Raw genomic sequence first — 19,051 nt, 5'->3', positions numbered from 1 at the left:
ACCCCGACAACGCCAGCACTGCCGCCCCGACCTGCCGACAGCGATGTCGCAACCCGCGTAACCACCGCCGACAGCCGGGCGAGGCCGTCGCCGGCAGCTCGGAAAGTGTCACCCGGGGCAGCTATGGTGTGCGCTCATCGTGACCGCGGCAACCCGGGGGTGGCAACGATGGTCGACCACGACGAGATCACCGCCGCCCGCCGCGCGCTCGGCCGCCACCTCGCCCACCTGCGCAAAGAGGCCGGCCACACCCAGCACAGCCTCGCCCGGCTCGTGCAGTACGGGCGCAGCTCAGTGGCGAACACCGAAACCGGCCGACAGCATCCCGAACGCCCGTTCTGGACCCGCTGCGACCACGTGCTACGCACCGAAGGTGTGCTGACCGCCGAGTACGACCGCATCGCCGACCTGCACCACCGCCGCCACCGCCCGGCGGAATCCCCCGACAGCACCAGCGCGGCGGCGTGGTGGGAGCCCGAGGACGCCATCACCGCCCGCCGGTCGGCGCTGACCACCGCCACCGACGACGACGCCCGGCTGACGCACCTGGAGGACGAAGTCCGGCAGGCGATCGCCGACAACGAACGCTGCCCACCATCCGCCCTCGTCGCCCGGCTACGTCCACTGCGGGCCTGTGTCGACCAGCTGATGGCCGGCCGGCAGCACCCGCCACAACGCGCCCGGCTCTACACCGCCGCCGCGCACCTGTCCGGTCTCCTCGCCGCCCTCGCCCTGGACCTGCGCGCCTTCCGCGTCGCACACGCCTACGCCGCCGAAGCCTTCGACCTCGCCCACGCCGCCCAACAACCCGACACCCAGGCCTGGGCCCGCGCCACCCAGAGCCTGATCGCCTTCTACACCGGCAACCACCGCGACGCGCTCGCCTACGCCGAAGACGGCCTCCGCCACGCCGGCACCGGCCCCCACCGGATCCGCCTTACCGTCAACGGACAGGCGCGGGCCCTCGCCCACCTCGGCGACCGGGCCGGCGTCGACCGGGCTGTCGGCCGGGCATTCGACCTGCTGGCCGAGCATCCGTCGGGCGGGCAGGTCAGCACCAGCCTCACCCTCGGCCCGTACTGCCCCACCCGGGCCGCGGCCAACGCGGCGACCGCCTACCTTGCCATCGGCCACACCGACGACGTCGCCGGGCACCTGACCACCGCCATCGCCGCATTCGACACCGCCCAGCTACGCGGCCCGCAAGCCCTCAGCCGCCTCGACCTGGCCACCGCCCACCTCCACGCCGGCGACCCCGAACAGGCCGCCGAGCTGGCGTTGCAGGCGCTCGCACTCACCGCCGAGCACCGCTTCGAATCCGTCCACCAACGCACCCACCAGTTCCTCACCACCGCCCACCCCCTACGCCACCACCCCCGGATACGCGACGTCGCGGACCTGCTCGCCGACCGCACACACCCCCGCACCGCGCCACCAGCGGGCCTACGATCGCCGACATGAGCAGCCGGGAGATGACCAGCCTGCGGCAACGGTGGACCGCCTACCAGAACCTGCCCACCCTCACCGAGCACTGGTACTGGCGTCCCGGCTGGCACGCCGGCCGCCACTTCTACACCTGGCACCTCACCTTCCAACAGCAGCCCGCCCTCCACCACCACGTCACCGACCTTCAACAGCAACTCGCCCCGCTGCCCGGGTTGGACCTGGTACCGCTCGACGGCCTGCACCTGACCACCCAGGGCATCGGCTTCACCGACGAAGTACCCGACAACGACATCGACGCGATCGTCGCCGAAGCCCGCCAACGGTGCGCCGCCCTGCCACCGCTGAAGCTGTCCCTCGGACCCGTTGACCCTGACGCCGAAGGCATCGGCCTGCTCGTCCAACCCTGGGTCGCCGTCGAACGAGTACGCGCTGCTGTCCGGGCCGCGATCGCCGCAGTGTGGCCCACCGTTCCCGAACCAGCCGACGGGTTCCGGCCCCACGTCACCATCGCCTACAGCGGCGCGCCCACGCCCACCGCGCCGATCCGCGCCCGACTGGCCGAACTGCGACACCTACCCCCAGTACGGGCAACTATCGGCGAGGTCTCACTGATCGCACTACGCAGAGAAGACCGCACCTACCAATGGTCGACCATGGCAACCGCGCCTCTGAATGGATGACGCCGCCCGTCAGGACATCAAGGGGCCATCTCAGCCCCACACCAAGGGCGACTCAAGACCGGATCATCGTGAGCACCTCGGCACGGCAGGAAATGACACGCCGGTCGGGCAATGGCATGTCGACCGTGAGTGACCGCAGTATGGATCGGGTGACGATGAATCTCTTCGGCAGTGGGCAGCCCAGCCTGTTCGACGACGACGATCCGGTGGGCGATAGGCGTGAGCCGGTGCTCATGTCGCTGAACCCGGTGTACTACGACCTGATCTGGGCCGGCGAGAAGCGGCACGAGTTTCGGCGCCGCTTCTTGGTGGGTCAGTCGGTGCGCTGGTACGTCTACCTCACCGCTCCGGTCGCTCGCCTCAGCGCGGTGATCGACCTCGGGCCCGCCGTCGTGGACGCGCCGCAGCGGATCGCCGAGATCGCCGAGCAGGCCCGTGTCGGCAACGGTGCCTCGGTGTGGGAGTACGTACGGGATCTGGACCAGGCGTTCGCGATCCCTATTCAGCGGGTCGCGGAGTATCCGGGGATGCCGTTGGAGCAGCTAAGGACTGAGCTGGGTGCGTTTCAGCCGCCGCAGGGGTACACCAGGCTGCGTCAGCATCCTGACCTGTTGAGCATCTGCGACAAGGTCACGGCCGACTCGCCTATCCGCGAGATGACCGTGTCCGGTCATTAGAGACGCTCGGCCGAGACGACTGGGAGGTGGAGATCATCGCTCGTCGCCGGGCGACCCCACGGGAGCCGTCGCCGCTACGCCGGGCTCGCCTGGGGCGAGGATGGACGCTGGAGAACGTCGTCGAGGCGATCGACCAGCGCACGCCCGGCGGGCACTCCGGCGTCACCCCGACCATGATCAGCGGTTGGGAGCTGGGACGGCATACGACCAGCCACGCCCACCGCAAGACGCTGTGCGCCATCTACGGCAAGAGCATCGACGAGTTGTTCGTCCACCAGGACCAACAACTCACCGCGGCCGGCGAGGGCCCTGTGCTGCTGGCACGGTACGCCGATCTGCACGAGGCGATGGTGACCGTTGTCGCGGAGGCCCGGGAGTGTCTGGTCGTCACCGGCTCCCGTTCGCGTAACGGCGGTTACCTGCAGGCGATCGAAGCGGCTCTCGCCGCCAGCCCGGCCCTGATCTTCTACCGCGTCCTGCACGGCCCGCCGCACTACCGGGTGCTCTGGGATCACCTGCTGCGGTTGCTGGAGCTGCGCGACCCGCGCGATCGGAGCCTCGGTGTGAAGACGCTGAACCTGGGCATCGATGAGGATCCGCTGGCACCGGAGCGGTTCTTCGTCGCCAGCGAACGGGCCGCGGTGGTGCCTATCCCTTCGCTGACGTCCCACGAGGCGTTCGACTCTGGGGTGCTTCTGGGGGCGGGGCCGGCCTCACGGCTGCTCGACCACGGCCGGCAGGCGTACGCTGCCGCTCGACGCATCGAGACGGTGGCCGACATCCAGGCGTTGGACGTGCTGCGGGAGCGGGAGGACCGGTGAGCCAGGATCCGGTGTGGCGGGCCGCGCAGGAAGACTACGGGTCCGTCGCTGCTCTGACGACGGATTTGGTCCGGCTGCCGAGCCGGGGCGGTATCGACCCGTATGGCCCTGCACTCGACTACCTTGGTGCCTGGATGGGCGAGCGCGGGCTTCCCGCGCGCCGGCTGAACGGCCAAGGCGGCGAGCCGGTCGCCTTGGTGGTTGAGATCGCTGGTGCTCGGCCGGGGCCGCGGTACGTGCTCGACGCCTGCCTGGATACCGCGCCGTTCGGTGACGAGGCTGCGTGGACGTACCCGCCCGCGTCGGCGACCACGGTGGATGCCTGGCTGTACGGACGCGGCGCGGCCGACTCCAAGGTAGCCGTCGCGGTCTTCTCGCACATCGGCCTACGCTTGGCCGCCGCCGCTGAGCAGCTATGCGGCACGGCGGTGCTGCTGTTCGACGTCGATGAGCACACGGGCGCGTTCGGGGGAGCAAAGGCGTACTTCCGCGACGCCGGCTCCGTCGACGGTGTGATGATCGGCTATCCGGGTGGTGAGCACATCGTCGTCGGCGGCCGGGGCGTCCTCCGCGCCCGCCTGCACGTACACGGGGTTTCCAGCCACTCCGGGGGTAGCCGCTCCACTCCCAACGCCATTGTGAAGGCCGCCGCCCTGATTCGAGGGCTGGAAACCGCGCAGCTTCCCGGGCCCAGCGACGGGTTTCCGCCCGCGCCCAAGCTCACCGTGACCGCCGTGAGCGGTGGCGAGGGATACTCTGTCGTGCCCGATCTGTGCACGCTCAACATCGACGTGCGGCTGACGCCCGCCCTCGACCACCACGCTGGCGAAGCGCTGCTGCGCGAGTGCGTGCAGGCGATCGACCGTGCGTGGCCGGACACCGCCCCGACCCACGTCGAGATCACCACCAGATGGCCGCCGTACGCCCTGCCCGCCACCACACCGATGGTGCGCGAACTGGTCGAATCAGCCGGACACTACGGACTCGCTCCGACGCCGAAGATCGCCGGCCCGTCGAACATCGGGAACTACCTCGCAGGTCTCGGCATCCCGGCCACCGCCGGGTTCGGTGTGGACTACGAAGGGCTGCACGGTACGGACGAGCGCATCCGGCTAGCTTCCATCCCACCGGTGCAGGCTGTCTACCATCGGACACTTCTTCGCCTGCTCACACCACGCTGATCTGCGCTTTCGCGGCCTCGTCAGCAGCGGGTGAACAACCGGTCGACAGCGCGACGACAACAGTGAACTGGCTCCCGCAGCCACTCCAGGTGATGGTTCCACTACCAGTCGGGCACTCATCGGGAGGTCATCCACTGTGACCCATCACCCCCCGCAGACCATCGGCTTTCCCTGTGAAAGTGGAAGCGACCGCCGGACCATTCTGACCCCAGCGCTCGCCGGCTCTCTCACCGAAGCTGGCTTCGACGTCGTTGCCGAACCCGGCGTCGGCACGGGCATATTCCTAGACGACGACGCCTACCGCCAAGCCGGCGTGCGGCTCTGCCCGACCGACGAGGTGTGGGCGGCGCCGCTGGTGCTGCGCTACAAGTCACCCGACCCGCGCGACCTCGCCCGTCTCAGCTCCGGCCAGCACATCGGTGCGCTCTTCCACGCCGAGGGCGACCTGAAGCTGCTCACCGCCCTCGCCGCCAGCGGCGCGACCGCATGGAGCTACGAGTTCCTGGCCGAAAGCGGCCGATTCCCCCTCGGTCGCCCGGGCGGGCAGATCGCCGGAATCCAAGCTGTGCTGGCCGGCGTGCAGGCGTTGCAGCACCCGGCCGGGCGCGGCATCCTCCTCGGCGGTATCCCCGGCGCCGCGCCAGCCAACGTCATGGTGATCGGCAGCGGCAACGTCGGCCGCGCAGCCGCCCTCACCGCCGCGCAACTCGGAGGGTTCGTCACCGCACTCACCAGCGGACCCGAGTCCCGCGACGCGTACCAGGCAGAGGCTCCCGCCGACGTCACGGTCCTCGTCAACGAGCGTCCGGTGCTGCGCGAGTGCCTGGCCAGCGCCGACCTCGTGATCGGGGCCGTCCTCATCTCGACCTACGACACCCCGCCCATGATCGACGTCAACGACCTGGCCAGCATGCGAACCGGCGCGGTGATCGTCGACGCCACCTGCGGCTACGGGCCAGGTTACCTTCCGACCGCCGGCCCAGTGCAGAAGGCGGGCGACCCACCGAAGATCGTCCAGGGCGTCCTGCACGTCAAGGTCGACGTGTGGCCCGCCCTGGTACCGGTCACCGCCAGCACCGCATACGCCGCGAACGCCGCGCCGTACCTGCTCCGCCTCGCCGAGACGGTGCTACGCGGCCGGGACGACCCGACAGTGCGGTCGGCGCAGATCACCGCCGAGGGCGCGCTGGTGCACCCGGTGATCCTCCAGCACGCCCGCTTCTACGGGATGGCACAGTGACCGCCGCGCCGCCCGGGTACGCCGGCCGGGCCGGGACGTACGCGGCGGAAGTGGCCGCCGGGCTGACAGCGCCCCAACTGCTCGACACGTTGCTCCGGCCCGGGATGACCGTGGCCGAGATCCCCAGCGGCACCGGGCACTACGTGCGCGCGTACGCCGACGCCGGATGCCGGACGGTGCTCGTCGACGCCAGCGAGGAAATGCTCACCGCCGCAGCGGACAGCGCCGCGGGCATCCCGGACGTCAGCTTCGTGCACGCGCGGCTCGAAGCGCTCACCGCCGAGCATCTGCTGGCGGACCTGGCGGTGATGCCGAACGGCGCGCTGAACCAACTCGCCCACACCCAGCCCCTGCCCGACATCCTGAGGACGCTCGCCGGCGTGCTGGCCCCCGGCGGGCAGGTGCTGGTACAGGCCCTCCTCGGCGAGCCCGTCGAGGCGTGCGGCTTCTACGAACCGCTACGCGGCGGCTCCTGGTTCGTCGACCGGCGTATCCCGGACCCGGCCGGCGGCACGCTGGTGCGTCGCCGGCGGCAACGCCACCACGGCGCCACGGTCAGCGTCGACTTCACGCTGCACCGCGACAGGTCCCTCGTCTACGAGCACACCGTCGCCCTGCGGCTGACCGACCGCGCGTCGATCGCGCACGCGGCGACCGTCGCGGGACTGACGGTGGCCACGTACCGGCCTGGTCTCGGCCAGCTCACCGAGGTCGTCCTCACCGGAGCACCAACATGACCGAACGGAGTATCGCCGCCGCCGACGCGTACTGGGACCGGTACTACCACGCCGAGTTCGAGTTCGGGATGGGCACCGAGGACGTACTCGCCACGCTGGCCGACGTGCCGGCCGTACGCACCTGGTGCGATCTCGGGTCCGGCTCGGAGTCGCTGCTGTGGTCCATCCCCCTCGCCGCGGACCACCTCATCGCGGTCGACGTCGATCCGAACCGGCTGGCCATCCTGTCGCGCTACGCCGCCCAGGAAGAGCCCCGGCCCGCGTACGCGACGGCCCTGAGACTCTGCGACCGCACCCGGGACGACTACACCACCCGATGTCGATCCCTGGCCGGCACGGTCGTCGCGGACTGCCTCGGCGCCCCCGCGCTGCCCCTCGCCCCCGACACCACCGACCTGCTGACTCAGTTCGGCCTTCTCGGCCTCACCGAGTCACCCGAGCACTTCATCCACACCTGGCGCCGTGCCCACGAACCACTCACGTCGGGTGGCTGGTGCGCGGGGGCGAACTGGGTGCCCGAGCCGTCCCGCCAAGCCGACCGGGTAGCCCTGACCGAAGACCTCTACCGCCGCGCGTTCGCCGACGCCGGTATCCACCCGCACCTGCTGCGCCGCGTGCCCAGCGTCGACCCGCAGTTCCCCAGCCTGTGGCTCTACCTCGGGAGGAAGCAGTGACCACCCCCAGCGACGACCTCATCTTCGCCCCGGTCGGCATCGCTCATCTCACCCACCGCAACGCTGATCTGCTGCGCGCCGCCGCGACCGGCCGGTCCACGCTGCGCGTCACCACCGCCGCCCAACTCAACGGGGTGCCGCACTTCGGCACCACCGTCACCATCCTCACCGTGTTCGCGTTCGCCGCCCACGCCGCCGACGACCTGGGACTGCCCCCCACCGTCGTCTTCGACGCCCTCGAAAACGCACCCGCCGAGCACCTGGAACGCGACGGCGAGCACTACACCCGCACCGTCGGCGACCTCATCGACGCCGGCCGCCTCGACGGCACCCAACGCACCGACGGTTTCCGCCGGCTGCTGGACTGGGCCCGCGACCGCTCAGGAGTGCCGTACGAACTCCGCCCGTACGCCGTCTACCAGAACTTGCGTCCGGTCCGGGAGTGCCTCCACCGCATGGCCCAGCAGGTCGACGCGTTCGCCCCGATCTGCGCGCCCAGCGACGGCATCGTCAAGGTCCGCCCCCGCTGCCCTGCCTGCCAGCTGATGGAGAAGGCCGGCAAGCGCCTGCGGATCACCGCACTGCCCGACGCCGTACGGCTCGACAGCGCCTGCCCCGACCACGGCCCCTACCAGGAGCATCTACCGGTGGAAGGCGGCGGCTGGTACGACGCGAACACCCCGGTCCGGTCAATCCAGAAGGGCTTCCTCCTGGCCGCCGAACGGGAACTCTACGACGCATGCTCCGTCTCCGTCGACGGCGCCGACTGGGGCGGCGCCTGGCACGGACATGTCCTCGCCCCGGGCCTGGCAACCCTCGGCATACCATCGCGCGACTGGCCGATCTCCGTGTTCACGCCGCTCGTCGTCGACCACACCGGCGGGAAACTGTCGAAGAGCCTCTACGTCGCCAAAGGCGCCTACGCCGGCCTGCCGGAGTTGTTCCTCAATCTCGACGTCCTGTTGGCCGAGCACGGCGACCGAGTACTCGACACACTGTGGACCGAGGTCAACCGGTGGGCCACCGAACCCCGTCGCCTACACCGCAGCTACACCGTCGACTACTTCGCCGCCCTGCTGGACGACCACCTCACCGCCCGTTCCGCGCCCTGCGCCGCCTGAATCGAGGCCCCCGGTGATCCACGCCGTCTACGATCTCACCAACTGCCACCGGGTGTCCCAGGTCAGCCCAGCACACATCATGACCGCCATGCGCGAAACCTGCCGGCTACTGGGCAACATGCCCCGCTCGGAACTGATCGAGCCCTTCCAGCCACACGGCGTCACCTGTGTACTGGTGCTCGCCGAGTCACACATCGTCGTGACCACCTGGCCGGAGTTCACGCTGGCGCACGTCGACATCTTCACCTGCCGAGCGGACAGCGACCCGGACACCGCAGTCCGGCCGATCCTCGAACTGCTCGATGGCACCGTGACGCTGGCCAGCCGGGTACCCCGGCTACCGCTACCCAGCCCGGCCGGCGTTTAAGACTGCCTCCCAACCCGTAGCGGCCCGGGGACCGTGCTTCGGGCCGTTGCGGGTTGCGTCCACGACCGTGCGGACATCCCCATGCCGCCGATCGCGGGTCACCTCGGATTCGTCTACGTTGCCACTCAGACCAGCCACGCGGCGCTGGGAGCCTTCTCCGATGCTCCCCTCACCCCGGACGGCCGGTGGTAAGACCGGACGCCGGAGGCCCGACGACACCCGGTGAGGGCATTCGACGGCGAACGACCCGACCAAGGATGCGCTAGGAGGACTCTCGCCGGACTGCAGCCACAGTGCCGTCGCAGGGACTGAACGGCGTCGAACACCAAACACGACGGTGACGGCGCGTCGTGCAAGGGTGAGCAGGTCACCGACCAGGCGACGAGCACTACGTAGCATGGGCACGCGCCGTTGCCGCGGCGCGGAGACCCCGGTCTGCTACCTGCGGTCTGCCCTCAGGGGACGACGCGCCGCCGGCAGGGCCGTCCGCGTAGGGCTATGTCTCGGTGCCGCCTCGTTGGCCGAACCGCAGTTGTGGCACGTCGTACAGGCCCGAGTTCGGTAGGCGGCTCATCGCCGGCGAGCTGATCTCGATGATGAGCATCTCGGTGAGGAACTGGACCGTGGCATCCAACAGGTGGCTGGTGTGGGCCGTCGCGCTGTGTTCCTTCAGTCCGACCGTGATGTGGATGTGGGGCTTGATCGTCTGGGTGCTCTCGTCCCAGGCGATGGTGCCGCCACCGAGCGCCTCAACGTTGGTCAGGTCGACGTGGGACCAGACCGGGGCGTCAGGGTTGTCGAGCCGCTGACAGGTGCCGACGATCCTCGCGGTGCTGAGGCCGGCGATGAAGACGGGGATGTAGCCCTGCTTGATGCCGTGTGCACGGCAGGTGTCGGTGAGGGCGGTAAAGAAGTCGTCGCCGTGGTCGAGGACGACGCCGATCATCCGGCCTGGGGTGAGTTCGTGGCTATGCATGCGTTGTGCTCGTCTCCGGTTGGCTATCGCTGTCGAGGGCGCTGGGCCAGGGCGCACGCACCACCAGTAGCTACATCCGGCACGCCTCCAGCGGGGTGACCAGGATCGCCCGCGCTCCGGCCCGCTTCAGACCGTCCATCGTCCGCTGCACTCCGGCCCTCGGGACCATCGCCCGGACCGCCATCCAACCCTCACGCGCCAACGGCGACACCGTCGGCCCCTCGATCCCGGGAGTCAACGCGCACGCCGCGTCCAGGGCCTCGGCCGGGCAGTCGTACTCGACCATCACATACCGGCGGGCGGTCAGCACACCCTCCAGCCGCTGCACGAGCGCGTCGATCGCCCCAGCCGCCCGCTCCGACCTCCGGGACGCCTCACTGCGGATCAGCACCGCCTCCGACTCCATCAACGGCTCACCGAACGTCACCAGCCCACAGTTCTGCAACGACGTGCCCGTCTCCACGACATCGGCGATAGCGTCAGCCAGCCCCAGACTGATCGCGTTCTCCACCGCCCCGTCGAGCTTCACCAACGACACACTCACCCCGGCTTCGGCCAGGTACTTCCCGACCAGAGTCGGGTAACTGGTGGCCACACTCAACCCCGACAGGTCAGCAAGCCGCTGCGGGCCGTCCGGTCGGGCCGCGAAGTGGAACCGCGACCGCGAGAACCCCAACCGCAGCACCTCACTGGCCGGGGCACCCGAGTCCAGAAGCAGATCCAACCCGGTGACACCCACGTCGAGGGCACCCGATCCGACGTACACCGCGATGTCACGAGGCCGCTGGAAAAAGAACGTCATGTTGTTCTCGGGATCATTGCACTGCAATTCCCTGCCATTGCCCCGATGGACCAGGTAGCCGGCATCGGTCAGCAGCTTGAACGCCGCCTCACTCAACGATCCCTTATTCGGCACGGCCACCCGCAACGGAGTCACAGACATGTCCCACATCATGGCATCCCAGCCGGGGCAGATCCCGTGCCCGGCCCTCGCCGAGCCGATACCTTCATGCGTATGAGTGATCAGGGCCTACAGGACACCGGCGTGGTGAAGACCTGGCGCTCCGAAGAAGGTTGGGGGACCGTCGCCCTCGATCACGTCGACCTGACCGTCTGGGTGCATTACTCGCACATTGTCGCCGGCCCGAACGAGTACCGCAGCCTCGCACCGGGCCAGCGGGTGCGAGGCCACTACGAGGTTCCGGGCCAGGACGGCTACCCCGCCCGGGCGATCGACGTCACCACCCTGTAGCACGGCCACCACGTGCCCGCGCGGCAATATGAACGAACGCCGACGCCGCGTACGCCGGGCCTCGCTCCATCGAACGCGCCTCGATCCTTACCCAGAGGTCGTTCAGTGCTGTGCAGGGTCTCGGAGCACGGCGAGGGTGCTCGCGAACGAGGCGGTCAGGCTGTCCAGGACCGCCTTTCCCTTGCTGGCGGTGGCGAGGGATGGTGCGCCGATGACCCCGGTGTCGGTGTAGCCGCGCATCCCGACAACGAGGAGGTCCGGACGCTCGACGCGGTGATCAGCTGCCCGATGGCTGTCGCGGACGAGTTCGGGGCACAGATGCAGCAGCAGGGAGGTTTCGATCTCCCCGGCGTGCATGTCGTCGTGGCCGCTGCTGTCCAGCCCTGCCTGCCGGCGGGCGGTCTCCCAGTCCTCCCGGCGTGGGTACAGCGCCATGCGGCGTCCGCCGACGTTGGCTTCCTGCACGACGTTCGACAGGACGTAGTTCCCGCCGTGACCGTTGACCACGACCAACCGATCGACACCCGAGCCGCGCAGGGATTCGGCGACGTCGGTGACGATGCGGGCCAGGGTGGACGAGCGGATACTCACCGAGCCGGGCCAGCCGGTGTGTTCCTGCGAGCAACTGATGGTCACCGGCGGCAGGAGCATCAGGTCGTATGCGGCGGCTGCGGCCTTCGAGATGGCGCAGGCGACGATCGTGTCCGTCAGCAGGGGCAGGTGATCGCCGTGCTGCTCGAAACTGCCCACCGGCAGCACCGCGACATCCGCGCGTCGGGTGGCCTCTTCCGTGGTCGTCGCCGTGGTCATGAATCCCGGGTTCACCCCGCATCCCCCGTATCCGTCATGGTCAGCGACGCTACCGCCACGAGGTCACCTGGCATCTGCCGCTGGACGCAGTTGGCCCTCAAGTCGGTAGAAGATCTTGTCGCCGCGCTGCGCGACACCGATCTTGTCGTAGAAGCGCTGTGCCTGCGTGTTGTCCCGATCGGTGGTCCACTCGATCCGGCTGCAGGAGTTCGCGACGGCCACCCCGACCAGACTGTCCATGAGCAGCGTTCCCAGGCCCTGCCCCCTGGCCGCCTCCGCCACGTACAGCTCCTTCAGGTAGAGCGAGCGGGTGAGGCCGGCGGCTGGCCACAGGAAGGAGTACGTCGCCAGCCCGACGAGTGCCTGCGTGTCCTCGACGAGCACAGCGTGGGCCAAGGGCGGGTCGCCGAAGAGCGCCTCGGTGATCTGACGGATCCGCACGTCACGGGGCTCGACCTCGGTCTCGCCGTAGAAGGTGTGCAACTCTTCGAGAAGTGCGGCGATCGCGTCGACATGGACGGGTTCGGCGGCTACGACCGTGGTCACGACTGTGTCCTTCCTGTCGGAGTGGTGCTATTGCGGCATGCTGCTGCTCACGAAGGTCGTCGCGGCGGCCACCCCGTCGGCGACCGCGTCGGAGAGCGGGATCTGGTGGGCGAGGCGTGCCGCGAGAGTGCCGAGGAAGGTGTCGCCCGCTCCGCTGGTGTTGATCGCGTTGACGTGTGGTGCGGGCACGAGCGCCGTGTCGTGGGCGTCGCTGTAGGCGGCGCCGCGCGGGCCGGCGGTCACCACGACCGCTCTGGGGCCCAGTCCGCGGAGCTCCCGCGCGGCGACCGTGGGATCGTCGTGGTGGCGGCCAAGTATCGCCGCTGCCTCGGCCTCGTTGGCAACGAACAGGTCCAGCGGAGCCAACGCAGCCGGCCCAAGCGTGGGATGCGGCACCAGGTTGCCGATGAGCGTCCGCGCGGTGGTGTCGGAAGACGGCGTCGACGGCGTCGGGTCGCAGATCGAGTTGGGTCACCACGACCGAGGCGTGCAACCCCGCGAGTCGGCTGCTCACCTGCTCGCCGGTGAGTTCGGTTTTCGGGGCCAGCGCGAGGATGATGCGGTTCTCTCCGTCAGGGTCGACCTCGATGACCGCGGCTCCGGTCGACGCCGACGGCACGAGGTGGAAGCAGGACACGTCAACGGCCGCGTCGGTCAGTGCCCGGTACAGGAAGGCGCCCCAGTGGTCGTCGCCGACGTTGCCGATCAGGCTGGTGTGCGCGCCCGCCCGGCTGGCGGCCAAGGCCTGGTTGAGGCTCTTACCGCCAGCGGTAGTCGTCGCCGGCGACGACGCGAACGTCGTGCGGCCAGGAACCGGCGGCCCGGGAATCCGCACAGTGATGTCGATGTTGGCGCGGCCCACGACGGCGACACGCGGCACACCGGACATCTGCGCTGAACCGGGCGGGTGGCTCATCTGGCCGTGGCCAGGTGGTCGAGCAGATGCCGCACGTCCCGCTGACCTCGGCGAGATTCGAGTTGCCGGGCACGGGCGGCAACGTCTCGGCGGACCCAAGCAACGCCCGCCGCCATCGCCGGCGCTGAAGCGTTGACGGTGGTGACGGGGCGGGGATCTGGAGCCGACACAAGGTGTTTGTGCGCGGTGCGGGAGAGGTAGATGCGCCGTTCGCGCTGGCGGTGCTCGGGACATTCGTTGATGGCCGCCGTAAAACTGTCGATGGCCTGGTCGGGCTGCGGGGGACTGCCGTCGCTGTTGGGCGGGCGGGAGCTTCGGGGGGTCATGATCTGGGGGGCTGTTCGTCGTCGGCGAGCGTGCCCGTAGCCAGGACATGCCACGCGTAGCTGCGGGGTTCTCGGCGTAGCTCGACAAGCTCGACGCGGTGAACGACGGTCGTGACGGATGCGATGTGGCGGAGGCGGGCCACTGCGTCGATGACCGGCGTCGCGTCGGTCGGCGTGTTGTTGTAGGCGATGCTGACGTGGGGGACGAAGGCGGTGGCGCGCGTGGGGACCGCACGTTCGCCTCTGACGTCCGCGAGCGCCTGCCGCAGGGCCTGGCGAACGCTGCGTACCAGGGGATGGGGGCCCGCGCTGAATCGCACAGCGCCCGCTGATCCCGCCAGCGGCCCCACGCGCAGTGAGATCGGGGGAATGGCGGCGAGCTGTCGCTGCGCTGCTGCGACGATCTGGTCGAGCTGCGCGGCAGGCACTTCGTCTGTGAAGCCAACCTTCTGCACGGTGAGGTGCAGCCATTTCAGGGGGACCAGGTCCAGGGTCGGTATATGACCAAGTGCGGCCTGGCATCTCGTTGCGAGCGCGCGTACAGTTTCGCTCTCGCCGAGACAGATCATCCAGTGGTAGGAGCGTCGGCCTGGGTGCCAGCCCGTCCGTTCCCAGTGATTGACCAGATGATCGAGTTCGCGGTAGCGCGCCCAGTCCTCCTCGACGTAGTCGTACGGTTCGCGCCGTTCGCTGGATTGGCTAGAAGAGGTTGTCATTGTCCGGCTTCCGCTCACGCAACCACTGCCGCACCTCATCGGTGAAGGCCGCTACCGGCGCGTAGTCGGAGGATCCTTGCAGTCCTGCGGCGAAGGATCGCAGTCGCTGCTCGATCGACTCGATGCGATTGCCTTCCGAGGCGGCCATCGCCGCGCGTGCCAAGGCCAAGGCTTGGTCCAGGTCTTCGGTCGGCGTGTCGAGCAGGGCGGATGCCATGTCCAGGCGCACCAGAGCCTGACTCCACCGCGACGGCGAGCTGTCCACAATGTCGAGGGCGCGTCCAGCGAACTGAAGGACCGGCCCGGCGTTTCCCAGCCCCAGGTGCGCGGTGGCGGCATTCGACGCGGTGCGGGCTTCGCTGTAGACACCGAACGATATGCACGGAGTCATGCCAGGCTCCGGGGAGAAACCCGCAAGAAGATCGTAGGCGTCACCGACCGCCTTCTCCACCGCGCGACGGTCGCCCAGCCTGCCATGCGCCCTCGCCTCGCCATTCACCGCGAGTCGTACCGCTTGACGTCCCGTGCCGGCGAAGCGCCGGCCGTCCTGCGCGAAGGCGAGAGCGTCACGGTAGTTGCCCGCATAGAACTCGGCCAGACTCTGCGTTCCCCGCACCCACGCCTGAAGATCACGATCGTCGGCCTGCTCCGCCAACTGGAAGCACTCCAGCGCGTACGCGCGAGCCGAGTCAAAGCGCCCCAGGTTGACCGACATGTAACTCAACAGACCGGAAAGACGCCCCGCAACGGCCAGCAGACGCTGCTGCTGCCTCGGACGCGCCCGGCCCATCAGCATCGGCTGAACACGCCGCCGCTCCCCGACCAGGAGCGGCGCGAGGACCCGCGGCCCCCGCAGCTCGTACGAATCGACCACCTCAGCGACGAATGCCTCCATCGCGTCGAGGAACGACTCGTCGAGCACGTAGAAATGCTGGTCGCGGACCCGCGCCTGCACCTCCGCAACCGGCTCGACCACCTCGTCCCGACGACCCACCACCCCAGGCCCCGCAGCCGGGTCAAGCGACGCCAACGCTCCCCAACGGGCGTGCCGAGCCGCTTGCGCCTTCTCCTCCTGATGCCGGGCATCAAGAGAGCGGTACTCGTCGTAACCGGTGAGCAGTTCGCCGCCGGCTCGAAGGAGCGACTCGCACTGCGCCCAGAAGACCCGGTCCACCACCTGCCGGCCACTCTCGACGTTAGCCACCGTGCTCCGCGTGCTGTGCACCAACCGCGCGACATCATCCTGAGTCAGCCCACGCTTCCTACGCCAGGCCCCGAGCCGCCGCCCGAGCGCCCGCTTCACGTCACTGAGTCCCTGCGGATCCATGAGGACGTCCCCCCACGTCATCGGAGGGGCTGATCACCATTCGCTACTGACCCCTCACGGCACGCTGACAGTAGACGATCGCAGTAGCAGGGGGCCATCCCCACCCGAGGGCACCACCGCACACGCCCCCAAACCGAGAAACACCCAAACCCACCAGGTTCAACGACGAACTCGGAACAGATTCGCGTACCAGAATGTGGGCACCAGCAACGGTAGACCTCACCATGATCAAAACCCACCCGGACACGGCACCCGCGCATCGGACACGGCCGGACGTGAGGGATGCTCGTCGCACGAGCACCCACCGAGCACCCAACCGACCACAAGGGACAGAAAAGCGAAGGGGTCTGACTGCCGTTTCGGCAGGTCAGACCCCTGTTGATCTTGTGCGCCCGAAGGGACTCGAACCCCTAACCTTCTGATCCGTAGTCAGATGCTCTATCCATTGAGCTACGGGCGCTCGGTGCTAAGCCAGTCTACACAACCGGTTTTGCGCGGAGACTCCGGGATTCGAACCCGGGAGGGGCTTTAAAACCCCAACCGCATTAGCAGTGCGGCGCCATAGACCAGACTAGGCGAAGTCTCCCCGGTGACCCTGCGGACCACCGCGGACGAGGATACAGGTCCGCCCCCACCCGGGGCAAAGCGACTATCCGGGCGGGGCTCGGTTCGCTGGTGAGGGCCCGGCCCAGGAGGCCACGCCGCGCGGGACCGCGCCGTATTCCACCGTGTGCGAGGTCACGTTCGCGACTACGCTCCATCGACATGCAGGAGCAGCCGCCGAGGGACCCGCCCCGCCGCCCCGCCAGTGACCGGGCGCGTCGTCGCTCCCCGGAGGCGACCTTCACCCCGCCGCCGGCCCCACCCCGCCAGCAGCAACCCTCCGACGACGAGGCGACGCCCCGGCCGAAGCGGACCCGTCCGGCGCAGGCGGCACCGGGCGTGTTGTTCCAACCGCCCGCCGCCGAGCCGGCCACGCCTCGTCCGCCGGCAGCGACCCGATCGCGCGGAGCGGTTGACGACACCACGCCGGTGGGTGGGCCGACCGCCGCGACGGACGGCGCGCCGGCAGGCTCTGCCCAGCCCGAGACGGATGCTGCGCCGACCTCGGCACGCGGTTCCGTCCCCGCGAAGGCGATCCCCGCGAAGGCGATCCCCGCGAAGGTGACCCCGCGTCGGGCCCCCCGCAGTCGGGCGACGGGGGAGGCTGCCGGCAGCGCTCCGCCGGCCGCCGCCTCATCAGAGGGGCAGGCGCTGACCGGCGCACAGGCTCGGCCAGCCCGGACCCCCACCGAACCCGTCGAGGGTGCCGACACCGGCACGGACAGCGCCTCGGCGGGGACGAGCACGCCGCCACGAAAGCGGACCACCCGAAAGGCCACCGTAAAGGACGAAACAGGGCAGATTTCCCGCAATGCCACACCGCGCAAACGGGCGACCCCGCCCCAGAACACCACCTCGGAAAACACCGCCAGACCGACCACGCCGACCGTGCCGACCGAACAGACCGAACAGACCGCGATCCGGGGCAATGCGGTCGCTGCGGCGACGACGCCGAGCAGGACTGTGCGCTCCGCACCGACCCTCACCACCGAACCGGCCGCTACCGACCCGACCACCACCGCAGAATCCGCCCGGGCCGCGGCGACGGGCATGGGCGTCGCGGTGTCGGGTCGTACCGGGGGAGGGGAGCTGGCGATGCTCTGTACCCGGCTGCTGGCCCACCCGGGGTTCGCACCGGAACTGCTGGCCCTGGCCGCCGTCGAGGGGATCGGGCCGCGCGCCCGGGAGTGGGCGCGTGGGCTGCGTGAGGCGTACCCGGGAGCCGGGTCGGACGGGCTGGCCCGGCTCGCTGCCCGGCGGTTCGTGCGGCTGGCCGGGGCGGGCGGGGCCGCGGCGGCGGTGGCGGGGCTGTTCGCGCCGGTGGCCGAGCTGGCGGCGGTGCTCTGGACGCAGTCGGCGCTGGTGCTGCACCTGGCGGCGGCGTACGGCCGGGATCCGGTCCACCCGGACCGGGCGGTGGAACTTCTGGTGCTGACCCGGGTGCACCCGGACGCGGACAGCGCGCGTACCGCGCTGGAGGCCGCGCGGGCGGCGGACGGACCGGCGGACGGGCCGTGGCCACGCGCGGCGGAGGCGGCCTCGCGGTTGGCGGCCCCGCTGGCCGCGCAGGCAGGTGGCTGGGCCGCGCTACGCCTGGCGGCCCGGTTGCTGCCGGGGGCGGCGGTGCTGGCGACGGCGGCGGGCGACGCGGCGGCGACGCGACGGCTCGCCGCGCGGGCGGTGGCCGCCTACCGGCCGGGCCGGGCCGGCGGCAGTGGTCAGAGCCAGTCGAACCAGTCCCTCGGCAGCAGCGAGTAGCCGACGAAGGCGACCACGTCGAGCAGGGTGTGCGCGACGACCAGTGGCATCACCCGCCGGGTGCGCAGGTAGAACAGGCTGAACACGACGCCCATCACGGCGTTGCCGACGAACGCGCCGAAGCCCTGGTAGAGGTGGTAGGAGCCGCGGAGCAGGGCGCTGGTCGCGACGACCGCGCCGAGCCGCCACTGGAGCTGGCGCAGCCGGGTGACCAGGTAGCCGACCACGATCACCTCCTCCAGCACGGCGTTCTGCACGGCGGCGAGGATCAGCACCGGCACCGCCCACCACAGCGGCGGCAGGCCGGCGGGGACCAGGGTGGCGTTGACGCCGAGCTGCGCCGCCACCCAGAACAGGGCCAGGCCGGGCAGGCCGATCAGCGCGGCCAACCCGGCACCCCGGGCAAGATCGGACCCGGGCCGTCGCAGGTCCACGCCGAGGGTCCGCGCCGGGTCGCCGGGCTCCCGCGCCAGCAGGTGTACGGCGAGCAGCACCGGCAGCAACGCGAAGACGATGCCGAGCAGCTGGTACGTCAGGTCGAGCCAGGGTCGGGCGGACTGCGAGGTGTTGAGCGAGGCGGTCTGCTTCGACAACGGCCCGTCGGCGGTCAGCTTGGCGGTCAGCGACACCACGGCGTAGACGGCCGACTGCCCGAGTGACAGGCCGAGCACCAGCAGGGTCTCGGTGCCGAGGACCCGCCGGGGCATCGGGCGGGTGTGCTGCTCAACGGTCACCGCACCACTCTGCCCGACGGGGCGCGCCGGTGGCACCGGCCAATGGACTGGTATCGGCCGGTCGCACTGACTGTGCGACCGGTGACCACGGTCCGTGGACATTCTATCCGGGCCCCATCCGCCGTCAGGAGGAGGACCGCCCC

The 19,051-nt window shown here is 70.0% G+C and carries 20 protein-coding genes, 2 tRNA genes and 1 pseudogene; 12 read left to right on the top strand and 11 right to left on the bottom strand.

The genetic code is table 11. The features are described from left to right. Positions 1 to 168 precede the first annotated feature (168 nt). The 10 genes from AC0AIB_RS11630 (at position 169) to speD (ending at position 8,944) form a co-directional block, all read left to right on the top strand. Positions 169 to 1,461, top strand: coding sequence for a helix-turn-helix domain-containing protein (locus AC0AIB_RS11630; RefSeq protein WP_465096597.1), 1,293 nt, complete (start codon positions 169 to 171; stop codon positions 1,459 to 1,461). After that, positions 1,458 to 2,126 carry a 2'-5' RNA ligase family protein gene (locus AC0AIB_RS11625; protein ID WP_465096596.1) on the top strand — a complete coding sequence of 223 codons (669 nt, stop codon included), beginning with the start codon at positions 1,458 to 1,460 and terminating at the stop codon, positions 2,124 to 2,126. The genes AC0AIB_RS11630 and AC0AIB_RS11625 overlap by 4 nt, the downstream gene beginning before the upstream one ends. A 155-nt stretch (positions 2,127 to 2,281) precedes the next feature. Further along, positions 2,282 to 2,803: an ASCH domain-containing protein gene (locus AC0AIB_RS11620; RefSeq protein ID WP_465096665.1), complete on the top strand. Its 522-nt coding sequence runs from the start codon at positions 2,282 to 2,284 to the stop codon at positions 2,801 to 2,803. A gap of 26 nt (positions 2,804 to 2,829) precedes the next feature. Beyond that, on the top strand, positions 2,830 to 3,624 hold the full coding sequence (locus AC0AIB_RS11615; RefSeq protein WP_465096595.1) for a helix-turn-helix transcriptional regulator: 795 nt from the start codon (positions 2,830 to 2,832) through the stop codon (positions 3,622 to 3,624). Beyond that, entirely contained in the window at positions 3,621 to 4,805 is a 1,185-nt protein-coding gene (locus AC0AIB_RS11610) for a M20 family metallopeptidase (RefSeq protein WP_465096594.1), read from the top strand. Before AC0AIB_RS11615 ends, AC0AIB_RS11610 begins: the two co-directional genes overlap by 4 nt. Positions 4,806 to 4,941: 136 nt before the next feature. After that, on the top strand, positions 4,942 to 6,045 hold the full coding sequence (locus AC0AIB_RS11605) for a Rossmann-fold NAD(P)-binding domain-containing protein (protein ID WP_465096593.1): 1,104 nt from the start codon (positions 4,942 to 4,944) through the stop codon (positions 6,043 to 6,045). Then, positions 6,042 to 6,782: a class I SAM-dependent methyltransferase gene (locus tag AC0AIB_RS11600; protein WP_465096592.1), complete on the top strand. Its 741-nt coding sequence runs from the start codon at positions 6,042 to 6,044 to the stop codon at positions 6,780 to 6,782. Before AC0AIB_RS11605 ends, AC0AIB_RS11600 begins: the two co-directional genes overlap by 4 nt. Then, on the top strand, positions 6,779 to 7,456 hold the full coding sequence (locus tag AC0AIB_RS11595; protein WP_465096591.1) for a class I SAM-dependent methyltransferase: 678 nt from the start codon (positions 6,779 to 6,781) through the stop codon (positions 7,454 to 7,456). Before AC0AIB_RS11600 ends, AC0AIB_RS11595 begins: the two co-directional genes overlap by 4 nt. Further along, positions 7,453 to 8,577, top strand: coding sequence for a hypothetical protein (locus tag AC0AIB_RS11590; protein WP_465096590.1), 1,125 nt, complete (start codon positions 7,453 to 7,455; stop codon positions 8,575 to 8,577). Before AC0AIB_RS11595 ends, AC0AIB_RS11590 begins: the two co-directional genes overlap by 4 nt. 13 nt (positions 8,578 to 8,590) lie before the next feature. Continuing rightward, complete coding sequence (speD, locus tag AC0AIB_RS11585) at positions 8,591 to 8,944, top strand: S-adenosylmethionine decarboxylase (RefSeq protein WP_465096589.1); 354 nt, start codon at positions 8,591 to 8,593, stop codon at positions 8,942 to 8,944. 496 nt (positions 8,945 to 9,440) lie between these two features. On the opposite strand, the gene AC0AIB_RS11580 is transcribed toward speD, so the two are convergent. Beyond that, on the bottom strand, positions 9,441 to 9,920 hold the full coding sequence (locus tag AC0AIB_RS11580; protein ID WP_465096588.1) for a PPC domain-containing DNA-binding protein: 480 nt from the start codon (positions 9,918 to 9,920) through the stop codon (positions 9,441 to 9,443). Between the two features lie 70 nt (positions 9,921 to 9,990). Then, positions 9,991 to 10,863, bottom strand: coding sequence for an ATP phosphoribosyltransferase (gene hisG / locus AC0AIB_RS11575; RefSeq protein WP_465096587.1), 873 nt, complete (start codon positions 10,861 to 10,863; stop codon positions 9,991 to 9,993). 72 nt (positions 10,864 to 10,935) lie between these two features. Between hisG and AC0AIB_RS11570 the strand changes: the two genes are divergently transcribed. Further along, positions 10,936 to 11,172, top strand: coding sequence for a cold shock domain-containing protein (locus AC0AIB_RS11570; RefSeq protein ID WP_465096586.1), 237 nt, complete (start codon positions 10,936 to 10,938; stop codon positions 11,170 to 11,172). A 102-nt stretch (positions 11,173 to 11,274) separates the two neighbouring features. Here the strand turns inward: AC0AIB_RS11570 and AC0AIB_RS11565 are convergent, their stop codons facing one another. From AC0AIB_RS11565 to AC0AIB_RS11530, 8 genes and pseudogenes are all read right to left on the bottom strand, one after another. Continuing rightward, positions 11,275 to 11,982: a creatininase family protein gene (locus AC0AIB_RS11565; RefSeq protein ID WP_465096664.1), complete on the bottom strand. Its 708-nt coding sequence runs from the start codon at positions 11,980 to 11,982 to the stop codon at positions 11,275 to 11,277. Positions 11,983 to 12,045: 63 nt separating this feature from the next. Beyond that, the gene (locus AC0AIB_RS11560) at positions 12,046 to 12,528 is read right to left on the bottom strand and encodes a GNAT family N-acetyltransferase (protein WP_465096585.1); all 483 of its coding nucleotides are present in this window, start codon (positions 12,526 to 12,528) and stop codon (positions 12,046 to 12,048) included. A 27-nt stretch (positions 12,529 to 12,555) separates the two neighbouring features. Next, positions 12,556 to 12,894, bottom strand: a complete 339-nt coding sequence (locus AC0AIB_RS11555; RefSeq protein ID WP_465096584.1) for a PfkB family carbohydrate kinase — start codon at positions 12,892 to 12,894, stop codon at positions 12,556 to 12,558. A 205-nt stretch (positions 12,895 to 13,099) separates the two neighbouring features. Beyond that, a pseudogene (locus tag AC0AIB_RS11550) lies at positions 13,100 to 13,417 on the bottom strand (PfkB family carbohydrate kinase); the annotation flags it as partial. A 349-nt stretch (positions 13,418 to 13,766) separates the two neighbouring features. Continuing rightward, positions 13,767 to 14,486: a 2'-5' RNA ligase family protein gene (locus tag AC0AIB_RS11545; RefSeq protein WP_465096583.1), complete on the bottom strand. Its 720-nt coding sequence runs from the start codon at positions 14,484 to 14,486 to the stop codon at positions 13,767 to 13,769. Then, a complete protein-coding gene (locus AC0AIB_RS11540; RefSeq protein ID WP_465096582.1) occupies positions 14,470 to 15,813 on the bottom strand; it encodes a helix-turn-helix domain-containing protein in 1,344 nt (447 codons plus the stop codon). Before AC0AIB_RS11540 ends, AC0AIB_RS11545 begins: the two co-directional genes overlap by 17 nt. Before the next feature lie 387 nt (positions 15,814 to 16,200). Next, a tRNA-Arg gene (locus tag AC0AIB_RS11535) sits at positions 16,201 to 16,273 on the bottom strand. Between the two features lie 35 nt (positions 16,274 to 16,308). After that, positions 16,309 to 16,399, bottom strand: a tRNA-Ser gene (locus AC0AIB_RS11530). 905 nt (positions 16,400 to 17,304) lie between these two features. Here AC0AIB_RS11530 and AC0AIB_RS11525 point away from each other — a divergent pair. Then, a complete protein-coding gene (locus AC0AIB_RS11525; RefSeq protein ID WP_465096581.1) occupies positions 17,305 to 18,174 on the top strand; it encodes a hypothetical protein in 870 nt (289 codons plus the stop codon). Here the strand turns inward: AC0AIB_RS11525 and AC0AIB_RS11520 are convergent. Continuing rightward, positions 18,135 to 18,881, bottom strand: a complete 747-nt coding sequence (locus AC0AIB_RS11520; RefSeq protein ID WP_465096663.1) for a CPBP family intramembrane glutamic endopeptidase — start codon at positions 18,879 to 18,881, stop codon at positions 18,135 to 18,137. The two genes, AC0AIB_RS11525 and AC0AIB_RS11520, sit on opposite strands and share 40 nt — an antisense overlap. Positions 18,882 to 19,051 lie beyond the last annotated feature (170 nt).

This window comes from Micromonospora sp. DSM 43699, assembly GCF_055517075.1.
This window is presented reverse-complemented; position numbering and strand designations above follow the sequence as displayed.

Coding starts and splice junctions, on each gene's coding strand:
- AC0AIB_RS11630 (WP_465096597.1), top strand. CDS start 169: ATGGTCGACCACGACGAGATCACCGCCGCCCGCCGCGCGCTCGGCCGC.
- AC0AIB_RS11625 (WP_465096596.1), top strand. CDS start 1,458: ATGAGCAGCCGGGAGATGACCAGCCTGCGGCAACGGTGGACCGCCTAC.
- AC0AIB_RS11620 (WP_465096665.1), top strand. CDS start 2,282: ATGAATCTCTTCGGCAGTGGGCAGCCCAGCCTGTTCGACGACGACGAT.
- AC0AIB_RS11595 (WP_465096591.1), top strand. CDS start 6,779: ATGACCGAACGGAGTATCGCCGCCGCCGACGCGTACTGGGACCGGTAC.
- AC0AIB_RS11580 (WP_465096588.1), bottom strand. CDS start 9,920: ATGCATAGCCACGAACTCACCCCAGGCCGGATGATCGGCGTCGTCCTC.
- hisG (WP_465096587.1), bottom strand. CDS start 10,863: ATGTCTGTGACTCCGTTGCGGGTGGCCGTGCCGAATAAGGGATCGTTG.
- AC0AIB_RS11570 (WP_465096586.1), top strand. CDS start 10,936: ATGAGTGATCAGGGCCTACAGGACACCGGCGTGGTGAAGACCTGGCGC.
- AC0AIB_RS11565 (WP_465096664.1), bottom strand. CDS start 11,982: ATGACCACGGCGACGACCACGGAAGAGGCCACCCGACGCGCGGATGTC.
- AC0AIB_RS11545 (WP_465096583.1), bottom strand. CDS start 14,486: ATGACAACCTCTTCTAGCCAATCCAGCGAACGGCGCGAACCGTACGAC.
- AC0AIB_RS11540 (WP_465096582.1), bottom strand. CDS start 15,813: ATGGATCCGCAGGGACTCAGTGACGTGAAGCGGGCGCTCGGGCGGCGG.
- AC0AIB_RS11520 (WP_465096663.1), bottom strand. CDS start 18,881: ATGCCCCGGCGGGTCCTCGGCACCGAGACCCTGCTGGTGCTCGGCCTG.